Below are 21511 nucleotides of genomic sequence, written 5' to 3'. Positions count from 1 at the left end.
CGTCGTCTGCTGATCCGTCGTCAGCCGCAGATCGGCCTCAGTCCATCTCCAGCACCCGCGCATGCAGGACCTGGCGCTGCTGCAGGGCCGCGCGAACGGCGCGGTGCAGGCCGTCCTCCAGGTAGAGGTCGCCGCGCCACTTGACCACGTGGGCGAAGAGGTCGCCGTAGAAGGTGGAGTCCTCGGCCAGCAGGGTTTCCAGATCCAACTGGCCCTTGGTGGTAACCAGTTGGTCCAGTCGCACCGGGCGTGGGGCGACGTCCGCCCACTGCCGGGTGCTGAGCCGGCCGTGATCCGGGTACGGCCGCCCGTTGCCGATGCGCTTGAAGATCACACGGAAAGCCTACCGTTTGGGCGGCGGGTGGCGCAGCAAGCGCGCTGCGCCGGCCCGCGGTGCTGACGATATGTCTACGGATGGACCGGCAAATTCGGGGAGGAACGGCTTCAGCCGCGCAGTGCGGCGCCGATCCGGTCCATCGAGGAGAGCCGCATCAGCCCGTAGTTGTAGAACTCGACCTCCGGCACCCCGAGCCCGCGCAGCACCGCGATCTTCTCGGCCAGGTTCTCGGGCCCGTCGCAGTCCTGGGCCATCGGCCGCAGGATCACCGCCAGCGCCTGCGGCGGGACGCCGTGCAGTGCGAACGCGGCGACCTTCTCCCGTACCGCGTCCGCGGTCCTGGCGTAGCCCAGGGTCTGCACGCCCACGCCGGCGGCGCTCAGCGCGGGCAGGTCGATGCCCGCGAGCCAGCCGGTGCCGGGGCCGCCGCCGTCCATGAAGCTCAGCCGCATCCCGTGCTGCCGGGCCCGCTCGGCCAGCTCGGCGGCCAGCGAGGTCACGGTGGCCGCGCTCGCGTCCAGGTAGTCGGCCAGCGCGCCGTCGGCCAGCTCGTCCAGTGCGCCCGGCTGCTCGGCGGCCCGCTCGTCGGCCAGCCGGCGGCGGATCTCGGCGGCCACCACCTGGCGCACCCGCTCGGCCGGCACGCCCCGGGCGTTCGCCGCGGCCAGGCAGTGCGGGCAGAAGCAGAGGCCGAGCAGCGCCTCGGCCAGGGTGCCGAGGCGTTCGAAGTAGCGCTCGTGGTGGTAGCCGTGGCGCAGGCCGTGGAAGTGCAGCGACTCGGCGCGGATCGCGTCCACGCCGTACCGGGCCAGCTCGTCGACCAGGGTGTGGGCGTACTCGCGGACCTCGGGGTGGGCGGGGCAGAGTTCGGTGAGGTGCCGGTCGCCGAAGGCGTTGGCGGGCGCGCAGTCGGGGTGCTGGAAGCCGAGCCGGTCGTTGTGGCAGAAGACGGTCCAGGCGTGCAGCTTCAGGCCGCGGCGGTCGGCCTGCTCGGCGGCCTGGGCGAACGGGTCGTGCTCGCCGATCGCGCCGGCGGCCGTCGGGACCAGCCGCCGGCCGGCCCAGCGCGCCGGGTCGGGGCGGAAGTAGGCCGCGCCGGGCTCCAGGTAGCGCACCACCCGGGTCGGGTGGTGCGGGAAGACGTCGCGGGCCTGGTGGTAGACCGAGGCGAGGGTGACCCCGCCGACTGCGCAGCGCTCGGTGAGGTTGCCGAAGAAGGCGTCCGCGCCCTCGTCGATCAGGTCGGTGGCGAAGGCGAGGACGGACGTCTGCACGGCGCGGCTCCGGGACGGGAGGTACGGGGGAGGCCCACGCTAGCCGCTCGGCGGAGAGATGGTCTAGACCTACGCGGGGCTCAGAGGCCCAGGTCGTCCAGCTCCTTGAGCAGTTCGGCGCGGGTGCTCGGCGCGCCGGCGCTGCCGCCCGGTGCGGCGGCGTCCGGGCCGGCCGCGGGGCCCGGGGCGGCTGCCGCCCTGGCCGGCCTGGCCGCCCGGTCGCGCAGCAGCCAGGCGGCCGCGATCCCGCCGACCAGGCCGCCGAGGTGTGCCTGCCAGCTGATCCCGCTCGGCGCCCCCGGCACCGCGACGGAGAGCTCGTAGGAGAAGGAGGCGGCCATCGCCAGGCCGATCAGGCTGTCGATCAGGTGGCGGTCGAAGAGCCCGCGCAGCACCACGTAGCCGAGGTATCCGAAGACCAGTCCGCTGGCGCCGACCGTGACCGCGTCGCCGCTGCCGAAGAGCCAGACCGCCAGGCCGCTGGTGACGGTGATCAGCAGGGTCAGCAGCAGGAACTTGCGCACCCCGCGGTAGGCCGCCAGGAAGCCGAAGATGAACAGCGGGCCCGAGTTGCTCTGCAGGTGCTGCCAGCTGACGTGCAGCAGGGGCGCGGTGAAGACGTCCGGCAGCCGGGTCAGGTCGTGCGGGCGGATTCCGTAGTCGCGGACCAGTGCCTCGCCGTCCGCCCAGTTCCCGAGTTGGATCACCCAGAGCGCGCAGAGGAAGCCGAAGACCACGAAGAAGGCCTTGCGGGCCTCCGCGATCATCAGGCTCTCGGTGCCGGGCCGCTCGTTCTCTGCCATGTCCCGCTCCCAGCCGAAGGTCCGATGGCCTTCGATGGTAAGCCGTTGGGGGGACACCGGGTCTGTCGCGACCGGGGCGGCGTGGGGGCCAGCCTCACGATGATCATATGAGCGTCCGTCAGATGATCACCACGGCGTTGGCCCTGACCCTGCTGACCGGCGCGAGCAGCGCCCCAGCAGTCGCCTCCGCCACGACCGCCACGCACCGCGTCACGGTCAGCGATCCGGCACAGTACGTCAATCCGTTCGTCGGCACGAAACAGGGAGCGATCGACTTCGGCAACGGCGGTGGGGCCGGCAACACCTTTCCCGGTGCCGACGTGCCGTTCGGGATGGTGCAGTGGAGCCCGGACACCGTCACCTACCAGCACGGCGGTTACTTCTACGACGACCAGCGGATCCGCGGCTTCAGCCTGACCCACATCTCGGGCGCCGGCTGCGGCGACTACGGGAACATCCCGTTCCTGCCGATGGTCGGCGACACCCCGGTGGGCCACGAGACCTTCTCGCACGCCCACGAGACGGCGGCCCCCGGCGGCTACGCGGTCACCTTCGACAACGGGCTGCGCACCGAACTCTCGGCCACCCAGCGCACCGGCATCGCCCGGTTCAGCTACCCGGCGGGGCAGACCGCCTCGCTCACGGTGGACGCGGGCCGGGCGTTCAACAAGGCCAGCGGCGCGCTGACGATCGGCACCGACTCCATCTCCGGCTACACCGACGGCGGCGGCTTCTGCGGGACGCAGAACCACTACCGGATCTACTTCACCGCCGTCTTCGACCACCCGTTCATCCGGGCCGGCATCGTGCACGACGGCCGCCTCGACCCCACCCGCCGCAGCGCCAGCGGCGACAGCCCCGGGATCGCCCCGCAGCCACCGCGCACCGCCGCCGCCCAGGCGGCGGCCGGCCACCGCGCGCCGGACCGGCCGACCCACCCGGACGCGCCGGACACCGGTTCGGGCGCGCAGGCGCAGGTCTCCTTCGACACCAGCTCCGGGGACCCGGTCACCGCCCGGGTCGGGATCTCCTTCACCAGTGCCGAGGGCGCCCGGGCCAACCTCGACGCGGAGCAGGCCGGCGGCCCCGGCCTCGACCAGGTCCGGGACACCGCCCGGGCCACCTGGAACGACCTGCTGGGCCGGATCGCGGTGGCCGGCGGGACCGCCACCCAGCTGCGCACCTTCTACACCGCGCTCTACCACTCGCTGCTGCACCCCAGCGTGTTCAGCGACGTGGACGGCCAGTACATGGGCTTCGACAACAAGACGCACCGCACCGATCCGGGGAAAGTCCAGTACGCCGACTTCTCGGGCTGGGACATCTACCGCTCCGAGGTGCAGCTGATCGCCCTACTGGCTCCCAGGGAGGCCTCGGACATCGCCCAGTCGGTGGTGAACCAGGGGGCCCAGGGCGGCTACTTCGACCGCTGGACGCTGGCCAACGGCGGCACCGGGGTGATGGTCGGCGACCCGCTGCCGACGGTCGCCGCCACCATGCACGCCTTCGGCGCCACCGACTTCGACGCGGCCGGACTGCTCAAGCTGGCGCTGGCCGGCCGTCAGGACGGCCGGGAGCGCGAGGGGCACGCGGCCGAGCAGGCCGAGGGCTACCTGCCGGTCGACACCTCGGGCGAGTGGGGGACGGTCTCCGGCACCCTGGAGTACGCCAGTACCGACTTCGCGCTCGCGCAGCTCGCCGACCGGCTCGGCAACCAGAGCGTGCACGAGCAACTGCTGCGGGCCAGCGCGAACTGGCGCAACCTCTTCAACATCGACAGCCGCTACCTGCAGCCGCGCAAGGCCGACCACAGCTGGCCCGACTTCAAGCCCACCCAGGAGGACGGCTTCGTCGAGGGCGACGGTGCGCAGTACGCCTGGATGGTCCCGTTCAACCACCGCGGTCTCTTCGACGCGATGGGCGGTGACCAGGCGGTGGTGCAGCGGCTGGACAGCTTCACCCAGCAGCTCAACGCCGGTCCCGACGCGCCCTACGCCTACCTGGGCAACGAGCCCACCCTCAACACCCCGTGGGCCTACGACTACGCGGGCCGCCCCGACCGCACCGCCGACGTGGTGCGCCGGGCGGTGACCACGCTGTACGGGGACGGGCCGGCCGGCGAGGTGGGCAACGACGACCTGGGCGAGATGTCCTCCTGGGCGGTCTGGGCCTCGCTCGGCCTCTACCCGCAGGTCCCCGGCCGGGCCGAACTGGTGCTGGCCAGCCCGCTCTTCCCGCAGACCACGATCACCAGGGGCAACGGCACCGTGATCGAGATCAGCGCGCCCGAGGCCTCGGCCGACGCCCGCTACGTGCACGAGCTGCGGGTCAACGGGCACACCAGCACCCGGCCCTGGGTGGACGCCGACCTGATCGCGCACGGCGGCACCCTGGAGTACCGGCTGGCCGCCGACCCCGACCCCGACTGGGGCCATGACCCGCGCGACGCGCCGCCCTCGTTCGACGTCGGCCCGGCGCAGCCGCTGACCGGTGAGGTGACCGGCCCGGCGGGCAAGTGCCTGGACGTCGACAAGGCCGCCACCGCCGACGGCACGCCGGTCCAGCTCTGGGGGTGCAACGGGACCGACGCCCAGCGCTGGACGTTCGCGGGCGACGGCACGGTGCGCGCTGTCGGCCACTGCCTGGACGTCGACCACAGCGGCACCGCGAACGGCACCCTGGTGCAGCTGTGGACCTGCAACGGCACCGGGGCGCAGCAGTGGTGGCCGCGCTCGGACGGCTCGCTCTACAACCCGCCGGCCGGGCGCTGCCTGGAGGCCCCGAAGGGCCAGACCGACGACGGGACCGGGCTGCGGCTCTGGGACTGCCAGGGCGGTGCGGGGCAGCGCTGGACGCTGCCGAGCTGACAGCGGGTCAGGCCGCCGGGCCGGTGGATCACTTCGCCGGCCCGGCGGCCTTCGTCGCTCTCTTCGCCTTCGCCGCCTGCTTGGCCTGCTGCTTGTAGGCGCGGACCTGGACGAGTGAGTCGGGGCCGGTGATGTCCGCCACCGAGCGGTGGCAGCCGGCCTCGCCGTAGGGTCCGGCGGCCTCGCGCCAGCCGTCCGGGTGGACGCCGAACTGCTTGCCCAGCAGCGCGAGGAAGATCTGCGACTTCTGGGTGCCGAAGCCGGGCAGCGCGCTCAGCCGGGCCAGCAGTTCCTTGCCGTCGGCCGCGTCCCGCCAGACGGCCGCCGCGTCACCGTCGTAGTGCTCGACCAGGTACTGGCACAGCTGCTGCACCCGCTTGGCCATCGAGCCCGGGTAGCGGTGCACGGCGGGCTTCTCGGAGAGCAGTGCGGCGAAGGCGTCGGGGTCGTGGCGGGCGATCTGGTGGGCGTCCAGGTCGTCGGTGCCGAGCCGCTGGGTGATGGTCAGCGGGCCGGTGAAGGCCCACTCCATCGGCACTTGTTGATCAAGGAGCATGCCCACCAGGGCGGCCAGTGGGCTGCGGCTGAGCAGCGCGTCGGCGTCAGGTTGCTGGGCGAGGTGCAGGGAGACGGGCATGGCTCCATGGTCGAGGGTGGCGCTGTGCCAGTCGCGCAACACGCCGGGCCGGGGGCGCGCGTCGAGGGTGGGGGCGGGGTGCGGCGTGGACCTTGTCGGCCGGTGCGGGCGGTGCCAATCTGAGCGAATGGACCAGGACCTCGGCTGGTGGACCCGGATCGTGCTGGACGGCTGGCAGCTTCGCCCGGGCCCCGGCTACCGGCGGATCGCCGAGGCGCTGGCCGCCACCCGCTACGGGGTGCTGGTCGCGCCGGGCGCGGCCGCGTGCGTGGACGGGCGGCACCACCACGGGGTGCGGCTCTCCTTCGCCGAGGCGCCGGACATCCTGGAGGCCGCGGTCGACCGGCTGGCGGCGGCCTGGGAGGAGCACGGCCGCCGGCCGGCCGCGAGCCGATAAACCCGCATTCTGATGACGGGTCAGTAACTCGGGATAATCCTCAGATCATCCTCAAATAATGAGTGAGAATGGTCGGAGAGGGTTACCAGAATTTTCGTCGCGGGTTACGTTGCCTGGCATTGCGCGGATTCTTCCCACCGCGCAGGAGAGGCAGCGAAACCAGCCATGACCACGGATACCTCCAAAACCTCGGCCCCGCAGCGAGCGGACGGCAGCGGGCTGCAGGCCGGCCTGAAGAACCGTCACCTGTCCATGATCGCCATCGGTGGCGTGATCGGCGCCGGCCTGTTCGTCGGCTCCGGCGCGGGCATCGCGACGACCGGCCCGGGCATTCTGCTCTCCTACGCGCTGGCCGGTGTGCTGGTGGTGATGGTGATGCGGATGCTGGGCGAGATGGCCGCCGCCGACCCGCAGAGCGGCTCGTTCTCCGCCTACGCGGACAAGGCGCTCGGGCGCTGGGCGGGTTTCACGATCGGGTGGTTGTACTGGTTCTTCTGGGTGGTGGTACTGGCGGTCGAGGCCACCGCCGGCGCGAAGATCCTCAACGGCTGGCTGCCCTCGGTGCCGCAGTGGGCGTTCGCGCTGCTGGTGATGGCGGTGCTGACGGCGACCAACCTCTTCTCGGTGGCCTCCTACGGCGAGTTCGAATTCTGGTTCGCCGGGATCAAGGTGGTCGCGATCGTCGCGTTCATCGGCATCGGTCTGCTCGCGATCTTCGGGCTGCTGCCGAGCACCCACGCGGTCGGCACCAGCAACCTGTTCGGGCACGGTGGTTTCCTGCCGCACGGCGTGGGCGCGGTCTTCACCGGCATGCTGACGGTGGTCTTCGCCTTCATGGGCAGCGAGATCGTCACGCTGGCGGCGGGCGAGTCGGCGGACCCGGAGCGGGCGGTCAGCAAGGCGACCAACAGCGTGATCTGGCGGATCGGGGTCTTCTACCTCGGCTCGATCGCCATCGTGGTCACCCTGCTTCCGTGGAACTCGGCCTCGGTCAAGGGCAGTCCGTACGTCGCGGTGCTGGAGCACGTGGGGATCCCGGGCGCGGGCCAGGTGATGAACGTGATCGTGCTGACGGCCGTGCTCTCCTGCCTCAACTCCGGGATGTACACCGCCTCCCGGATGGCCTTCTCGCTCGGGCAGCGCGGTGACGCGCCGGCCGCCTTCGCCAAGGTGACCGGGCGCGGGGTGCCGCGCACCGCGATCCTCGCCTCGGTGGTCTTCGGCTTCGTCGCGGTCTTCTTCAACTACACCTCGCCGAACACCGTCTTCCAGTTCCTGCTGAACTCCTCGGGCGCGGTGGCGCTCTTCGTCTGGCTGGTGATCTGCTGCACCCAGCTGCGGATGCGCGGGATCATCGAGCGCGAGATGCCCGAGCGGCTGACCGTGCGGATGTGGCTCTTCCCGTACCTGACCTGGGCGACGATCGGGCTGATCGTCTTCGTGGTGGGCTACATGTTCACCGACCACGACGGCCGGATCCAGATGATCCTCTCGCTGGTGGCCGCCGCGGTGGTGCTGGTGGCGGCCCGGGTGGTGGAGGTCCGGCGGCGGTCGGCGGCTCGGGCTTCCTGAGGCCGGGCCGCCTCCCGGGGCCGGGTCGGGCTCAGGCCGGCTGGACGTCCTGGATCCGGGCGAGGGCGTACTCCTCCTGGCCGTCGGCGGCGTAGAGGAAGGGCGGGTCGAACTCCAGGCCGCTCAGCGTGCGCACGGTCAGGTCGCCGTCGAGGGTCAGGTAGGTGATGGTGACCGAGCGGTCGGCCTGCAGCGCGCGGGCCAGCCGGCGGATCGCCGAGGGCGTCAGCAGCTGCGCGCGGTCGGCCAGCGCCTCCTCGGTCCGCGGGTCCACCGCAGGTTCGTCCGCGCCCGGTGCCCGGGCCGCGGCCAGCAGCCGGCCGGCGAGCGCGCGCAGCTCGGCGGCCGAGGGCGGTGTCCGGGTGGGCCGCGGCGGTGCCTGGCGCTGGGCGGGGAGGGGCGGGGTCCGGTCGGCGCCGGTGCGCTCGACCCGGACCGTGCCGTCGACCGCCTCCGCCACCGGCGCGTAGCCCTCGGCGCGCAGCGCGTCCAGGGTCTGCTCCGGGCCCGCCGCGCTCACCAGCACGGTCGGCGCCAGCAGCCGCAGCCGCAGGGCGGCCAGCCTGCGGTGCGCGGCCAGTTCGGCGAGCAGGCCGGGGTCGGGGCCGTGCAGCACGCAGCCGGGGGCGGTGACCCGGACCCGACCGTGCCGACGGGCGGTGTCGCTGATCAGGTAGGCCAGCGGCTGCGGGAGTTGCCGCTCCTCGCCGGTGCCCACGCAGACCGCGGTCAGCTCGGCGGTGAGCTGCTCCGGGCTCTGCCCGGCGTCCAGCGCGCGGCGGATGCTGCCGGGGGTGAACCGCCAGACCGAGGCGGTGCCCCGGGTCTCCAGGTCGGCGGCCGTGTCCAGTAGGGCGGCCAGTCGGCCGGTCGGCGGGCCGGTCACCACCGCCGTCAGATCGGTGCCCAGCCTGGCCTGCGCGGTCGCGGCCGGGAGCAGCCGCACGGCGCGGTCCAGCAGCGCGGTCGGCTGCTCCGGGGACTGCGCGGCGAGCGCGGCACCGAGCGGGGAGAGCGTCCCGCGCGCCACCAGGCCGAGCAGCTCGGCCTCCCGGATCACGCTGGCGAACGGCGTGCTGTCCTGCGGCAGTTGGTCGGCCAGCGGGCGGTGCCAGGCGGCCAGCCGACCCAGCCCGGAAGTGCGGGCCGCACCCTGGCCGGCCGGCACCCGACCGGCCGCGGTGAGCACCCCGCGCCGGGCGTGCCGGCAACTCGGGCTCGGTGGACGGCTGATCAGCGCCGGCCAGGCCTTGCCGTCGCGGTCCTGGGTCGCGGTCGGGGTGAACGGCAGCGCCCACCAGGCCAGTGCCAGCTCGACCAGTTGGCGGGCCGGGTCCAGCTCGGCCCATCCGTCGTACGCCGGGGTGACCAGCAGCCGGCCGCCGCCCGCCTCCGGATCGACGGGTGCCTGCCGGCTCGGGGCGACCACCCGTCGGGCGGGGCCCTTGCCGCTCGTCCGGCCCGGCCCGGGGTCGGCCGCGCCGGTCAGCAGCCCGGCCGCGGCGGCGCTCTCCAGGACCAGGCGCACCACCGGCTCGGTGCACTGCGCCTGCCGCCCGATCCGGCCCAGCTCGCGCGGCCCGACCCCACCGGTCTTCAGCAGCGCCGCCGGACGGGCCGCGCACTCGGCGAGCACCGAGGCGGCCTGCGAACCGAAGGTCGTCGCGGCCGAGACCGCCTCGCGCTCCACCTCAGCCGCGCCGACCTCGACCAGCTCCGGCTCCGGCGGGCGCGGGTCGAACGGGGCGTGCCAGGCCGGGCCGCGCAGCGCCAGCGTCACCTCGGCGGGCATCCGGGCCGACCCGTAGCCGTGGTGGGCCCGGACCAGCAGCCCGCGCTCGCGTGCCCAGCGCGCCGCCCGGCCGGCCTCCCCGGAGGCGGAGACCACCAGCGCCTGGCGGGTCACCGCGGAGCGCGCGCTCTCCTCCAGCAGCCGGCCGATCCCCGGCGGGGCGCCGGCCACCACGGCGGTCAGCCAGGCGTGGTCGGCGAACCGCTCGGTGAGGGTGGCCAATCGCTGCTGCTTGGTGGCCGGTACCCGCAGCCGCAGCAGGGCCAGCATGGCGCGCAACTCCTCGGAGGTGGCGTCGGCCAGCAGCTCGGCCAGCGGCGCGTCCAGCCCGAGCGCGCTGGGCCAGACCTGCCGCAGCGCGGGCACGCAGGTCAGCCGCCCGTGCGCGTCCGGCCAGACCAGCGCCTGGCCGGCCAGTGCCTGCAGGGCGGTGTCCAGCCCGGCGGCCCGCTCACCCTCCCGGGCGTCGAGCAGCCGGGCCAGCGCGGCCCGGTCGGCCGGCGGACCGAGGGCGACCAGCGCCTCGGCGGTCTGCAGGCAGGGCAGCGGCAGCCGGCGCAGCACCGCGGTGACCGCGCCGGGGCGGGCCAGCCGCTCGGCCAGCTCGGCCGGGCGCGCGGGCTCGGGCACGCCGGTGGCGTCCGGCCGGGCGCGCAGCAGGCGGTAGAGCCGGTCCGCGTCGAGGCCGCGCAACCAGGCGGTCAGCTCGGCGTGTGGTGACTCGGTGATGACGGCTCACCTCGCTGGGTGCAGGTGGCCCGCGCCCGTGGTGCCGTGTGGCGCCACTCGCGGGCTGCGACGGTGGTGTGACTGTGCGTCAGTCTAGTGCGCGGTGTGATCGCCGGAGGCCGTTCGCCGAGATCGGCCGGGGGCAGGGGAGTTCGCGCGTTCGGCGCGCGCCCGGGGCCGGCCGCACGCGCCTCACCCGGGGGTCGACGGTGAAGTCCGGCACCATCCAGATCACCTTGCGCAGGAAGTACACCACCGCGCCGATGTCGAAGAACTCGGTGCGCAGCGACTCCGCGCGCAGGTCGACCACCCGCAGTCCGGCCGCCTCGGGCTGCGGGCCGAGGAAGAACTCGACCGGCTCGAACACGCCGGCCGGGCCGACCTGCTGGGAGAAGTAGCGGCCGCCGGGCCGCAGCACCCGTGCGATCTCCGTCCACCAGACGGTCACCGGGTGCCGGCTGACCACCAGGTCGAAGGCCATGGGGGCACCCCCGGCCGAAGGCTGGGGGAGGGTGCGGCAGCCGGGTCGCCCGCGCGATGTTCGGCGGCCAGCCCTCGGTGGCCACCGTCAGCGGTGCCCGCGCCGAGGCCCCGGCGAGCACCTCGCCGCCGCCGGTCCGCAGGTCCAGCGCAGCCCGGGCGCTCGCCATCCGCTCGCCATCCGCTCGCCGAGCAGCCCCAGGACGGGCGCGCTTCGGTGGCCAGCCCGGCCAGCCCGGCCAGCCCGGCCAGCCGGCCAGGAGAAGTCCCAGCCGGCCACCGGGGCGCTCCCGGCCCGCGTGGTCGCGCGGCAGCCACCGGCCTCAGCGCCGCGGTGCGGCGGCGCCCTGCGGTTCCAGCCGGCTGTGGTCCAGCAGCAGCCGTGCGAGGTCGTCGGCCTGGCAGCGGATCTCGGGGATGGCGGTGGTCTCCAGCAGGTTGCCGCGGCGCAGTGAGCCCAGCGTCCAGAGCGGTGCGGCGACGTGGTCGGCCGCCGGGCGGAGCCGGCCGGCGGCGGTGGTGTCGAAGCCGCCGCCGACGGGGGCGAGGGAACCCAGGCCGCCCGCGAGCAGGTCGGCGATCAGCGGGTCGTCGACCCGGGCCAGGTCGGCCTGCGAGCCGGTGCAGTTCAGCACGGCACCGAACCGCTGCCGCGCTCCGCTGTCCAGCCGGACCTCGATGCCGTCCGCGGTGCTGAGCGCCTCGGCCACCGTCCCGCGGCCGAGGCTGACCAGGCCCGCGTCGACGGCGCCGCGCAGGGCGGCGGCGCTGACCGGCGGGATCCGGTGGCGGTGGGTCTCCCAGAGCCGCAGGTCCCGGCCGAGCAGTCGGGCCTGGTCGGCGGTGGAGAGCTGCTGCCACAGGGCGATCGTGAGGGGACGAAGGCTGTCCACGCCCGTCCGCCAGTCGCCGTACTCGCGCCGGCAGGAGGAGATCTGCCGCAGCACCGCCCGGCGCAGCGCGTCGAGGCCCGAGGAGGCGTCGATGTCGGGTGCCGGGGGGACGACCAGCGGTGCGTCGGCGTGCGGCTGGGGGACCAGCCCGTTGCGCGACAGGGCGTGCACGACCCGGCCGGGGCGCCGCAGGCTGAGCGCCATGTCCACCATGGTCAGGCCGGTGCCGACGAGCAGCACGTCGCGGTCCTCGGGAACCCGCTCCAGCGCGCCGGGTGCCCACGGGTCGGGCAGGTAGCCGGCCGCCGCGCGCAGCTCCGGCGGTGCCCAGCCCTGGCCCGGTGCGAAGTTGCCCAGGGCCAGCACCACGGCGTCGAAGTCGAGCCACTGCCCGCTGCCGAGCCGCAGGCGCAGCGGTGCGGCGGCCGGGTCCGACTGGCGGGCGATGCCGACCACGCGGTCGTGCAGGCGGACCAGGTCGGGGGCGCCGTCGAGCCGGCCGGCGGCGTCGAGGCAGTCGGCGAGGTAGCGGCCGTACCGGCCCCGGGGGATGAAGTCGTGCTCGCCGTAGAGCTCGCCGCAGGTGCCGCGCTCGCCGTGTTCGGCCAGCCAGCGGACCAGGTGGCCCGGGTCGTCCCGGTGCGCGCTCATCCGCCCGGCCGGGACGTTCAGCAGGTGGTGCGGCTGCTCGGTGCCGAAGGCGAGTCCGCGACCGGCGGGCGCGGGGTCGATCAGCCAGATCCGCAACCCTGTCCGGTGCTCCGCGGCGGCGTGCCGGAGCAGCCGGGTCGCCGTCAGGGTGCCGGCGGCTCCCGCGCCGACCACGGCGATGTGCTGGACAGTACTGCTGCGGCTCACGAGGAGACCGTTCCTTTCCGAGTGGCGGTCCGCCCCCCGGGCGCTCACTGCTCGCCCTCGGGATCGCGGTAGGTCCGCCGGATGCTGGTCCCCAGGCGGGCGATGTCCGCGCCGTAGACATGGATGGAGATCGCCTTGGCCGCACCGGCGTTGCGCACCCGGTGGATGTCGCCGGGCGGCGCGAAGGCGGCGATCGCGCCGGTGGGGTTCACCACGTGCTCGGTCGGGATCAGCCGGGAGGTCCGCCCGTCGGTCATCAGCCGGTAGCGGCGCTCGTGCTCCTGCCCCTGGTGCACGCCGGTGACGCACCAGGAGACGTGGTCGTGGATCGAGGTCTGCTGGCCCGGCAGCCAGACCAGCGCGACGATCGAGAAGCTGCCGTCGGCCTCGGCGTGCAGCACGTGCTGGCGGTACCGGTCGGGGTAGCCCTCGCACTGCTCGGCGGTGAGCAGGCCGGAGGTCCCGAGCAGCGGGGCGATCAGCTCGCCGACCAGGTGGGCGGTCAGCTCCGGCGGCAGGCCGCGGTGGATGACCTCGCGGGCCGCGACGATGAGCTCGTCGATCGGCGCGGTGACCCGGGCGACAACCGTGCCGGACGCGATGGAAGACGTCATGCTGCCAACTTCGACCCGGGCGCACTGTCATGTCCAACGACAGTTACCGACCCAAGGCAAAGCGGGGCTTATGGATCCTCGCGGCCCGGCGGCGCCGACGGTCACGGGCCGGTGGCCGTGCGCTGACGGAGAGTCAGTGGGGCTGGAACATAAGCAGAAGTTGGGGTGGTGAACCGGGGCGTGCGGCCCCACTGCCCGCCCATCGGGTGCTCGCCCGCGCCGGTGGCCGGCGCGGACCGCCGTGTCAGCGAGCTGTCAGCGGTCCCTCCAGGGGCTGTCAGCCGGTCCGGCCATGGTGACCAGGTCAGCAGGAAGCGACCAACGGACAGACGGACAGGCGGACATGATGACAGAGTCGGAGCAGTCGGCGATCGTGGCCAGGGGGCTGCGCAAGTCGTACGGCGAGAAGACCGTCCTTGACGGTGTCGATCTCAACGTCCCGGCGGGCACGATCTTCTCGCTGCTCGGGCCGAACGGGGCCGGCAAGACCACCACGGTGCAGATCCTCTCCACCCTGGTGCGGCCGGACAGCGGCCAGGTGCGGATCGCCGGGCACGATCTGGCGGGCGAGCCGGACGCGGTCCGGGCGGCGATCGGGGTCACGGGTCAGTTCTCGGCGGTGGACAAGTTGCTGACGGCCGAGGAGAACCTGCGGCTGATGGCCGATCTGCGCCACCTGGGCAAGGCCGAGGGGCGCCGGCGGACGGCCGAACTCCTGGCCGGCTTCGACCTGGTCGACGTGGCCAGGAAGCCGGCGGCCACCTTCTCCGGCGGGATGCTGCGGCGCCTGGACCTGGCGATGACCCTGGTGGGCGGCCCGCGGATCATCTTCCTGGACGAGCCGACCACCGGTCTCGACCCGCGCAGCCGGCGCGCGATGTGGCAGATCATCCGCGATCTGGTGGCCGACGGGGTGACTATCTTCCTGACCACCCAGTACCTCGAGGAGGCGGACCAACTCGCGGACCGGATCGCGGTGCTGGACGGCGGACGGCTGGTCGCCGAGGGCACCGCGCACGAGCTCAAGCGGCTGGTCCCGGGCGGGCACATCAGCCTGCGGTTCACCGACCCGGGCGCCTTCGAGCGGGCGGGGCGCTCGTTCGGCGAGGTGACCCGCGACCAGGACGCGCTCACCCTGCAGGTGCCCAGCGACGGCGGGGTGCAGTCGCTGCGCTCGCTGCTCGACCGGCTCGACGCCGAGGCGATCGAGGTCGACGGCCTGACCGTGCACACCCCCGACCTGGACGACGTGTTCCTCGCCCTCACCGGCAAGCCGGCCGGAACCTCCCGCCCCGCCCAGCAGCCCGCCAAGGAAATGGAAGCCCTCTGATGAGCACCAGCACCAGCACCGCCGCCCTCGTCCTGCGCGACTCGTCGACCATGCTGCGGCGCAAGCTGACGCACGCGCTGCGCTACCCCGGGCTCTCGCTGGGCGCCATCATGGTCCCGGTCATCTTCCTGCTGCTCTTCGTCTACGTGCTCGGCGGCGCCCTGGCCACCGGGGTCGGCCACGGCAGCGCCTACATCGACTACCTGGCGCCCGGCATCATCCTGATGACCGTGACCTCCGCGTCCATGTCCACGGCGGTCTCCGTCTGCACCGACCTGACCGAGGGCATCATCGCCCGGTTCCGGACGATGGCCATCTCCCGGGCCTCGATCCTGGTCGGGCACGTGCTGGGCAGCGTGATCCAGACCATGGTCAGCGTCGCGATCGTGCTCGGACTGGCACTGGCGATGGGCTTCCGGCCCAGTGCCGACGCGGTGCACTGGCTCGCCGCGATCGGGCTGATCACCCTGCTGACCTTCGCGGTGACCTGGTTGGCCGTCGCGCTCGGCACGCTCTGCAAGAGCCCGGAGGGGGCCAGCAACATCGTCATGCCGCTGGCGCTGCTCCCGTTCATCGGCAGCGCGTTCGTGCCCACCGGCTCGATGTCGGGCTGGCTGCGCTGGTTCGCCCAGCACCAGCCCTTCACCCCGATCATCGAGGCCATCCGCGGGTTGCTGATGGGCGGTCCGATCGGCGACAACGGCATCATCGCGGTCGCCTGGTGCCTGGTCATCACCGCGGTCGGCTACCTCTGGGCCAAGCGGCTGCTCAACCGTCAAGCGTGACGGCGGCCAGCTCCCGCACCGCCCCCGACGCCGCCAGGGACAGCTCCGCGCCACCTCGCGCCGCCTCGGTGAACTCCTCGCCGAGCGCGGCGCGCGCCGCGTTCTCCACCCGGGCGGCATCGGGACGGGAGTGGTCGGGCCCACCGCGCACCGCCCGGGCGGCGGCCAGCAGCCCGGCCGCCTGCCGCGCACCGCCCTGGCGCAGTGCCTGGTCCGCGATGCCGACCAGGACCTGGCCCAGGGTGGGCGCGTGCATGGACTCCAGCGCCAGGCCGAGCGCCTCGGCCCGGTGCGTCCGGGCCGAGGCCAAGTCGCCTTCGGCGGCGTCGAGATACCCCAGCGAGTCGAGCAGCATGGCGCGGAACACCGGGTGCACGGCGATGTCCCGGACCAGCTCCGTCGACTCGGCCAGTTCGGCCCGGGCGGCGCCGGTCCGCCCGGCCCAGCGGGCGAGTTCGGCCCGGGAGTGGGCCAACCCGGCCAGCGCGTCGGACCAGGGGACCTTCCGGGCGTCCCGTTCGGCCCGCGCCATGACCGAGGCGCTGCCCACCCGGTCACCGATCAGCCAGCGCAACTCGGCCTGCTTGCCCCGCGCGTACAGCCGGTCCTCCAGCACCCCGAGCTCGGCCACCACGGCATCGGCCTGCTCGTGCAGCTCCAGCGCGGCGAGGTGGTCGCCGCGCCGGGCGACCAGGTCCGCCAGCACGGCGAGCGCGAAGGAGATGCCCCAGCGCTCCCCGATCGCGCGGAACCCGGCCAGCGCCTGCCGGATCCGGGTCTCCGCCTCGGCCGGCGGCCCCCCGATGTTGACCAGCGCGCGAGCGCCCTCGAGCCGGGCCGAGGCACAGACCCACGGGTCCGGGTCGGTGAGCAGTTCCGCCCAAGCCCGGGACGGCCCGTCGAGGTCGTCGGCCCCCGCCCGCAGCCGGTCCAGCGGCGCCATGAAGCGCACCAGCGGATGGCTGCTGCCGGTCCGCTCGGCGAGTTCCCTGGCGGTGTCCAGGAGTTCCCCGATCCGGCGCTCGTCGCCCAGTCCGGCAGTGGCCAGCAGGACGGCGGTCGCGCAGGCCACCGCCCGCGCCCGGTCGTCGGACGGTCCCGGCAACGCCAGTACGCGCGCGGTCAGTTCGGCGCCCTCGGCCTTGTGGCCGCCGAGCCACCAGTACCAGCCGGACGCCGCCGCGAGCCGCACCGCCGCCTCGGCGTCGCCCGCCGCGAGCGCGCCGCGCAGCGCGGCGGTCAGGTTGTCGTGCTCGGCGGCGAGCAGTTCCAGCCACACCAGCTGCTCGGCCCGGCGCAGGTAGGGCTCGGCCCGCTCGGCCAGCTCGGTGAAGCAGGCGCAGTGGGCCCGGCGGATCGACTCCCGCTCACCGGCCTGCTCCAGCTTCTCCAGGCCGTACGCCTTGATGGTCTCCAGCATCCGGTAGCGGCCGTCCTCGGTCGACACCAGCAGCGACTTGTCGACCAGCGAGGCGAGCAGGTCGAGCACCTGGTCCCGGTCGACCGGGCCGGTGCCGGGATCGTCGGCGCAGACCTGCTCGGCGGCCTCCAGCGTGGCGCCGCCGGGGAACGCCGCGAGCCGGCGCAGCAGGGCCCGCTCCGGCTCGTCCAGCAGTTCCCAGCTCCAGTCGACCACCGCCCGCAGCGTGCGGTGCTGGCGCGGCGCGGTGCGCGAACCGCCGGTGAGCAGCCGGAACCGGTCGTCGAGGCGGGCGGCCAACTGCTCGACGGTCATGGTGCGCAGCCGGGCGGCGGCCAGCTCGATCGCCAGCGGCATGCCGTCCACCGCCTGGCAGATCCGGCGCACCGCGGGCAGCGTCCGCTCGTCCAGCGTGAAGCCGGACCTGGCGGTGGACGCCCGGTCGCCGAGCAGTCGCACCGCCGGGGAGGCGAGTGCCTCGGCCGGCGGCGCGTCCTGCGGGGGCAGGGCGAGCGGTCGGACCGGCCAGAGCGCCTCGCCGGTGAGGCCGAGCGGCTCCCGGCTGGTCGCCAGCACCCGCACCTGCGGGCCCTCGCCGAGCAGCCGGTCGACCAGTGCGGCGGCTGCCTCGATCAGGTGTTCGCAGTTGTCCAGCACCAGCAGGAGCCGGCGGGTGCGCAGCGCCGCGACCAGCCGCTCCACCGGTTCCACGCCGGCCTGGCCCGCCTCCCGCAGTCCCAGTGCGGCCAGCACGGCCGGCGGCAGGCCGGCGGCGTCGGTGACCGGTGCCAGCTCCACCAACCAGACACCGTCCGGGAACCGCTCGACCAGCCGGTGGGCGGCCTCGATCGACAGCCGGGTCTTGCCGGCCCCGCCCGGGCCGGTGAGCATGGTCAGCCGGTGCTCACCGACCAGCCGGGCGACCTGGTCGAGGTCCTCGTCCCGGCCGACGAAACTCGCCAGCCCCGTCCGCAGGTTGGTCGGCGGCCGGTGGGCGGCGGTGGTGGGTCCGGTCGGCTGCTCGGGCGCGGTCGGGGCGCCGGCCGGCGCCGCCCCGGCGGGCCCGGGGGCCGGGGTGACCTCGCCCCGCAGCACGGCGGTGTGCAGCGCGGACAGCTCCGCCGAGGGGTCGGCGCCGAGCTCCTCGGCGAGGACCTCGCGCGCCTGCTGGTAGACCGTGAGCGCCTCCGCCGAGCGGCCGGCCGCGACCAGCGCCCGCATCAGCGCGGCGACCAGCCGCTCGCGCAGTGGGTACTCGGCCACCAGCGAGCTCAACTCGCCGGTCAGGTCCCGGCCGTGGCCCAGCCGCAGATCCGCCTCGATCCGGTCCTCCAGCGCGGCCATCCGCAGCTCCGCCAGCCGGACCGCGGGCGCGCGGAAGAAGTCCACGCCCGCCACGTCCAGCAGCGCCGGACCGCGCCACAGCTCCAGCGCCGCCCGCAGCACCCGGGCCGCCGTCGCGGCGTCCTCGGGCAGTGCGGACCGGCCGGTGGCGGCCAGCCGTTCGAAGCGCACGGCGTCCACCGCGTCCGGTTCGATCACCAGCCGGTACCCGGCCGGATGCGACTCCACCGGCACCCCGGGCAAACCGCGGCGCAGCCGGGACACCAGCGCCTGCAGCGCGTTGGCCGCCCCCAGCGGCGGGTCCTGCTCCCAGATCCCGTCGATCAGCAGCTCGGCGGAGACCACCCGGCCCGGCTCCAGGGCCAGCAGGATCAGCAGCGTCCGCAGCCGCGCACCGCCCACCGTGACGCGGGTGCCGTCCTCGGCCCGGACCTCAAGCGACCCCAACAACGCAATCTGCATGATCGCATTGTGCTACCGGGCGAGGGGGGCGGTGGCCGCATTTCCGCGGTGGCTGTGGTGGCTGTGGTGGCTGTGGTCGCTGTGGCGGCCGTCGCCGTGCCGTCAGCGGCGCAGGCCGGCGGTGAACTCCGTCAGCGCGGTGGCGACGGCGGCGGGGGCCTCCAGGGGCAGCAGGTGTCCGCTGCCGGGGACGATCTCGAGGCGGGCGTGCGGCAGGTGCGGGAGCAGGTGCTGCCGCAGCACCGGCACCGGTTCGACCCGGTCGTGCTCGCCGGCCAGGACGAGGACGGGTGCTTTGATCAGCCGGGCGGCGTCCGTGATGTCCGCCGCGATGCCGCGCAGCGGCCACTCCCGGCGGGCGAGGTCGGTGGCGGCCAGGCTGTCGCTCACGGCCCGGGCCCGGGCGGGCGGTGCCAGCGGTGCGGCAGTCAGTGCCTGGTCGAGCGACTGGCCGACGCTGTGGGCCGAATCGTAGGCGTGCGAGAGCAGGTGCCGGTATTCGGCGGTCACGGTGGCGGGCGGCTGCGGTGGCGCGGGGGCCAGCAGCACCAGCCCGGCCAGGCCGGGCGGGCGCCGGGCCGCGGCGAGCTGGCTCACCTTGCCGCCCATCGAGTGGCCGACCAGGACGAAGCTGCCGAGGCCGAGGCCGGTGACCACGTCGACGAGGTCGTCGGCGAGCTGCCGGAGGTGGTACGGACCGGGCAGCCGCCGGGAGGAGCCCCAGCCGCGCTGGTCGAAGCGGGCCGTGTCCCGATCGGCCGGCAGCAGTTCGGCGACCGCGTCCCAGGTGCTCGCGGAGCCGCCCCAGTAGTGCGTGAACACCAGCGTCGGCCCGCGCCACCCGTGCCGCCTGACGCCGATCGTCCCGCCACTCACCCGGACATGCGCGGTTGTGGTTTCTGTCGTCACCCTGATCTCCCACTGGACCGTCCGGCAGCGCCGGTGCGACCGTCGCGGCCACGGACTCGCCCTCCGCGGACCGGGGGACAGCACTGACGCTACGGTTGGGGCTCTGGGCGGAGCACGGTGGAAAGGTGCGTGATCCTGGTGGAAAACGGTCAGCCCTCCGACGTCCGGCAGCTGCGCTACGCCCCGGCCCCCGGCGCGGGCTTCGGCGTCGAGGTGCTCAGCTTCGAACGGCTGCGGCAACTGGACCGCGGTGGCCGCCGCACCGGGCCGCAGCGCCCGGACTTCCACGTGCTGGCCCTGGTGCGGTCGGGCGTCGGGCACCACGCGGCCGACTTCGTGGACCATCCGCTGCGGGCGGGCGGTGTGGTGTGGATCCGCCCCGGGGTCGTGCACCGCTGGACCGATGTCGACCGGGTGGACGGACCGCTGGTGCTGTTCGAGCCGGGTTTCCTGCCCGCCTGGGGGCCGGCGCAGCCGGCGGCGGCCGATGCCTTTGCCCCCGCCTGCTGGCAACTGGACGACGAAGCCTGGGCGTTGAGCCTGCTGGCGGCGGACCACCTGGGCCGCGAGCATGCCGCCGCCGTGGCCGACCCCCGGCTGGCGTCGCCGCCGCTGCTCGCCCACCTGCTCTCGGCCCTCGTGCTGCGGGTGCTCCCGGCCGGCGGCGAGCACCTCGGCGGCGAGCACCTCGGCGGCGAGCACCTCGGCGGCGGGCACGCCGGTGCGGAGCGCACCGGGAACCCCGGGCACGCCGAGCAGCACGAGATCTTCCGCCGCTACCAGGTCGCGGTGGAGCACCGGTTCGCCGAGGACCACCAGGTCACCGGCTACGCCCGGATCCTCGGCTACGACCGGCGCACCCTGACCCGGGCGACCCGGGCCGCGACCGGTCTGGGCGCCAAGCAGTTCCTCGACCAGCGGATCCTGCTGGAGGCCAAGCGGCTGCTCGCGCACACCGATCTGCCGGTCGCCCGCTGCGCGGAGCGCGTCGGTTTCGCGGACGCCGCCAACTTCACCACCTTCTTCCAGCGCCAGGCCGGACTGTCGCCCAGCCGCTGGCGGGCCGGGCACAGCGGCCGCTGAGCTGCCTTCCGGAGCTCCGGTGGGCCCGGCGCGGTCGCAGTAAACTGGATCCGCCGAAGGCGTCGGGTTCGACCCGGCCCCGATGGTGGCCGACCGCGTCGCGCCAACCCACCCGCTGGTCCCTGATCATGGTGCGCCGCCAGACTCCGCCGCTGCCCAGCGCGGCCGTCCACCACCGCCGCCGATCCCGCCGACGCCCGCACCGTCGGCGAGCACGATCGGAAGGACCGCAGCCGTGAGCCAGGACATCCGGCGTCAGCGCCTCGTTTCGAACGACGAACCCGGTCCGCGCCTGACCGGCTACCGGGTGGAAGCCACCGACGGCCACCTCGGCAAGGTCGACGAGGAGAGTGACGAGGTGGGCCCCGGCTACCTCGTGGTCAACACGGGACCGTGGACCTTCGGTACCCACGTGCTGGTGCCCGCCGACGCCGTCACCGGCATCGACCGCGCCGAGCGGATCGTGTACGTCGACCGCACCAAGGACGAGATCAGGCTGTCACCGCAGTACGACCCGCGCAGGACGCCCGGTGACATCGCCTTCCACGACCAGGTCCAGGACTACTACCAGCGTCACTGACTGAACCGAGCCCGAGCCCGAGCCCGGGCTCCGCCGCGCGCCGCCGGTGGACGAGCGCGCCGAGGGCGGCTGCCGCCGTTCGGGGGTGGTGGGGCTCCTGGGGCATTGCCGTCAGCCTGGGTTGACGGGCCGTCAGTGACGGGGAGCGGCGGAAAGGCCTGCTGGTCCGGACATCCCGACCGATACACCGTGTGCCAACGTGGCGTAGTCCGAGTGGGGTTGGCCCGGGACGCCGAGAACGCCGCTTTCCCTCCGTAGTCTCTCGATATCGGACACCTCGGGGCGTTGGGACCGTGCGCTTCGGCCTGCCCGTAGTCGCCGTCTTTCGTCCACCGACTGGGGAAT

16 protein-coding genes and 1 pseudogene are annotated in these 21511 nt (G+C 74.3%); 7 read left to right on the top strand and 10 right to left on the bottom strand.

Translation table 11 applies throughout. The features are described 5' to 3' along the window. Window positions 1-37: 37 nt before the first annotated feature. The 3 genes from OG403_RS18050 to OG403_RS18040 form a co-directional block, all read right to left on the bottom strand. A complete protein-coding gene (locus tag OG403_RS18050; protein ID WP_329565625.1) occupies window positions 38-334 on the bottom strand; it encodes a type II toxin-antitoxin system VapB family antitoxin in 297 nt (98 codons plus the stop codon). A gap of 110 nt (window positions 335-444) precedes the next feature. Then, window positions 445-1611, bottom strand: coding sequence for a hypothetical protein (locus OG403_RS18045; RefSeq protein ID WP_329565623.1), 1167 nt, complete (start codon window positions 1609-1611; stop codon window positions 445-447). Window positions 1612-1691: 80 nt separating this feature from the next. Next, the gene (locus tag OG403_RS18040; protein WP_329565621.1) at window positions 1692-2414 is read right to left on the bottom strand and encodes a rhomboid family intramembrane serine protease; all 723 of its coding nucleotides are present in this window, start codon (window positions 2412-2414) and stop codon (window positions 1692-1694) included. A 107-nt stretch (window positions 2415-2521) separates the two neighbouring features. On the opposite strand from OG403_RS18040, the gene OG403_RS18035 reads away from it, so the two are divergent. After that, complete coding sequence (locus OG403_RS18035) at window positions 2522-5281, top strand: lectin (protein ID WP_329565619.1); 2760 nt, start codon at window positions 2522-2524, stop codon at window positions 5279-5281. Between the two features lie 28 nt (window positions 5282-5309). On the opposite strand, the gene OG403_RS18030 is transcribed toward OG403_RS18035, so the two are convergent. Then, on the bottom strand, window positions 5310-5918 hold the full coding sequence (locus OG403_RS18030) for an HhH-GPD-type base excision DNA repair protein (RefSeq protein ID WP_329565617.1): 609 nt from the start codon (window positions 5916-5918) through the stop codon (window positions 5310-5312). Between the two features lie 127 nt (window positions 5919-6045). Here OG403_RS18030 and OG403_RS18025 point away from each other — a divergent pair, with 127 nt between their 5' ends. Together OG403_RS18025 and OG403_RS18020 are read left to right on the top strand one after the other, a co-directional pair. Beyond that, entirely contained in the window at window positions 6046-6315 is a 270-nt protein-coding gene (locus OG403_RS18025) for a hypothetical protein (protein WP_329565614.1), read from the top strand. Between the two features lie 165 nt (window positions 6316-6480). After that, window positions 6481-7887, top strand: coding sequence for an amino acid permease (locus tag OG403_RS18020; protein WP_329565612.1), 1407 nt, complete (start codon window positions 6481-6483; stop codon window positions 7885-7887). A gap of 31 nt (window positions 7888-7918) precedes the next feature. On the opposite strand, the gene OG403_RS18015 is transcribed toward OG403_RS18020, so the two are convergent. The 4 genes and pseudogenes from OG403_RS18015 to OG403_RS18000 all read right to left on the bottom strand — a co-directional run bounded on the left by OG403_RS18015 (window position 7919) and on the right by OG403_RS18000 (window position 13253). Further along, window positions 7919-10372 (bottom strand): helicase-associated domain-containing protein, encoded by a 2454-nt coding sequence (locus tag OG403_RS18015; protein ID WP_329565610.1) that lies wholly within the window; start codon window positions 10370-10372, stop codon window positions 7919-7921. 124 nt (window positions 10373-10496) lie between these two features. Beyond that, window positions 10497-11168 (bottom strand): annotated as a pseudogene (locus OG403_RS18010) (SAM-dependent methyltransferase). Between the two features lie 43 nt (window positions 11169-11211). Then, the gene (locus OG403_RS18005; RefSeq protein WP_329565608.1) at window positions 11212-12639 is read right to left on the bottom strand and encodes an FAD/NAD(P)-binding protein; all 1428 of its coding nucleotides are present in this window, start codon (window positions 12637-12639) and stop codon (window positions 11212-11214) included. Between the two features lie 44 nt (window positions 12640-12683). After that, complete coding sequence (locus OG403_RS18000) at window positions 12684-13253, bottom strand: cysteine dioxygenase family protein (protein WP_329565606.1); 570 nt, start codon at window positions 13251-13253, stop codon at window positions 12684-12686. Between the two features lie 343 nt (window positions 13254-13596). Here OG403_RS18000 and OG403_RS17995 point away from each other — a divergent pair, with 343 nt between their 5' ends. Both OG403_RS17995 and OG403_RS17990 read left to right on the top strand, forming a co-directional pair. After that, window positions 13597-14583: an ATP-binding cassette domain-containing protein gene (locus tag OG403_RS17995; protein ID WP_329565604.1), complete on the top strand. Its 987-nt coding sequence runs from the start codon at window positions 13597-13599 to the stop codon at window positions 14581-14583. Further along, window positions 14583-15368 (top strand): ABC transporter permease, encoded by a 786-nt coding sequence (locus OG403_RS17990; RefSeq protein WP_329565602.1) that lies wholly within the window; start codon window positions 14583-14585, stop codon window positions 15366-15368. The genes OG403_RS17995 and OG403_RS17990 overlap by 1 nt, the downstream gene beginning before the upstream one ends. Here OG403_RS17990 and OG403_RS17985 read toward each other — a convergent pair. Continuing rightward, window positions 15352-18594, bottom strand: a complete 3243-nt coding sequence (locus OG403_RS17985; RefSeq protein WP_329565600.1) for a BTAD domain-containing putative transcriptional regulator — start codon at window positions 18592-18594, stop codon at window positions 15352-15354. The two genes, OG403_RS17990 and OG403_RS17985, sit on opposite strands and share 17 nt — an antisense overlap. Window positions 18595-18696: 102 nt before the next feature. Beyond that, window positions 18697-19503: an alpha/beta fold hydrolase gene (locus OG403_RS17980; RefSeq protein ID WP_329565598.1), complete on the bottom strand. Its 807-nt coding sequence runs from the start codon at window positions 19501-19503 to the stop codon at window positions 18697-18699. Between the two features lie 129 nt (window positions 19504-19632). Between OG403_RS17980 and OG403_RS17975 the strand changes: the two genes are divergently transcribed. Together OG403_RS17975 and OG403_RS17970 are read left to right on the top strand one after the other, a co-directional pair. After that, window positions 19633-20586 carry a helix-turn-helix transcriptional regulator gene (locus OG403_RS17975; RefSeq protein WP_329565596.1) on the top strand — a complete coding sequence of 318 codons (954 nt, stop codon included), beginning with the start codon at window positions 19633-19635 and terminating at the stop codon, window positions 20584-20586. Between the two features lie 235 nt (window positions 20587-20821). Further along, window positions 20822-21166 carry a PRC-barrel domain-containing protein gene (locus OG403_RS17970; RefSeq protein WP_329565594.1) on the top strand — a complete coding sequence of 115 codons (345 nt, stop codon included), beginning with the start codon at window positions 20822-20824 and terminating at the stop codon, window positions 21164-21166. Window positions 21167-21511: the final 345 nt, after the last annotated feature.

The sequence above is a fragment of the Kitasatospora sp. NBC_01266 genome (assembly GCF_036242395.1).
Taxonomy (GTDB): Bacteria; Actinomycetota; Actinomycetes; order Streptomycetales; family Streptomycetaceae; genus Kitasatospora.
Note: the sequence above shows the minus strand (reverse complement) of the source record. Positions and strands in the feature narration are given on the sequence as shown.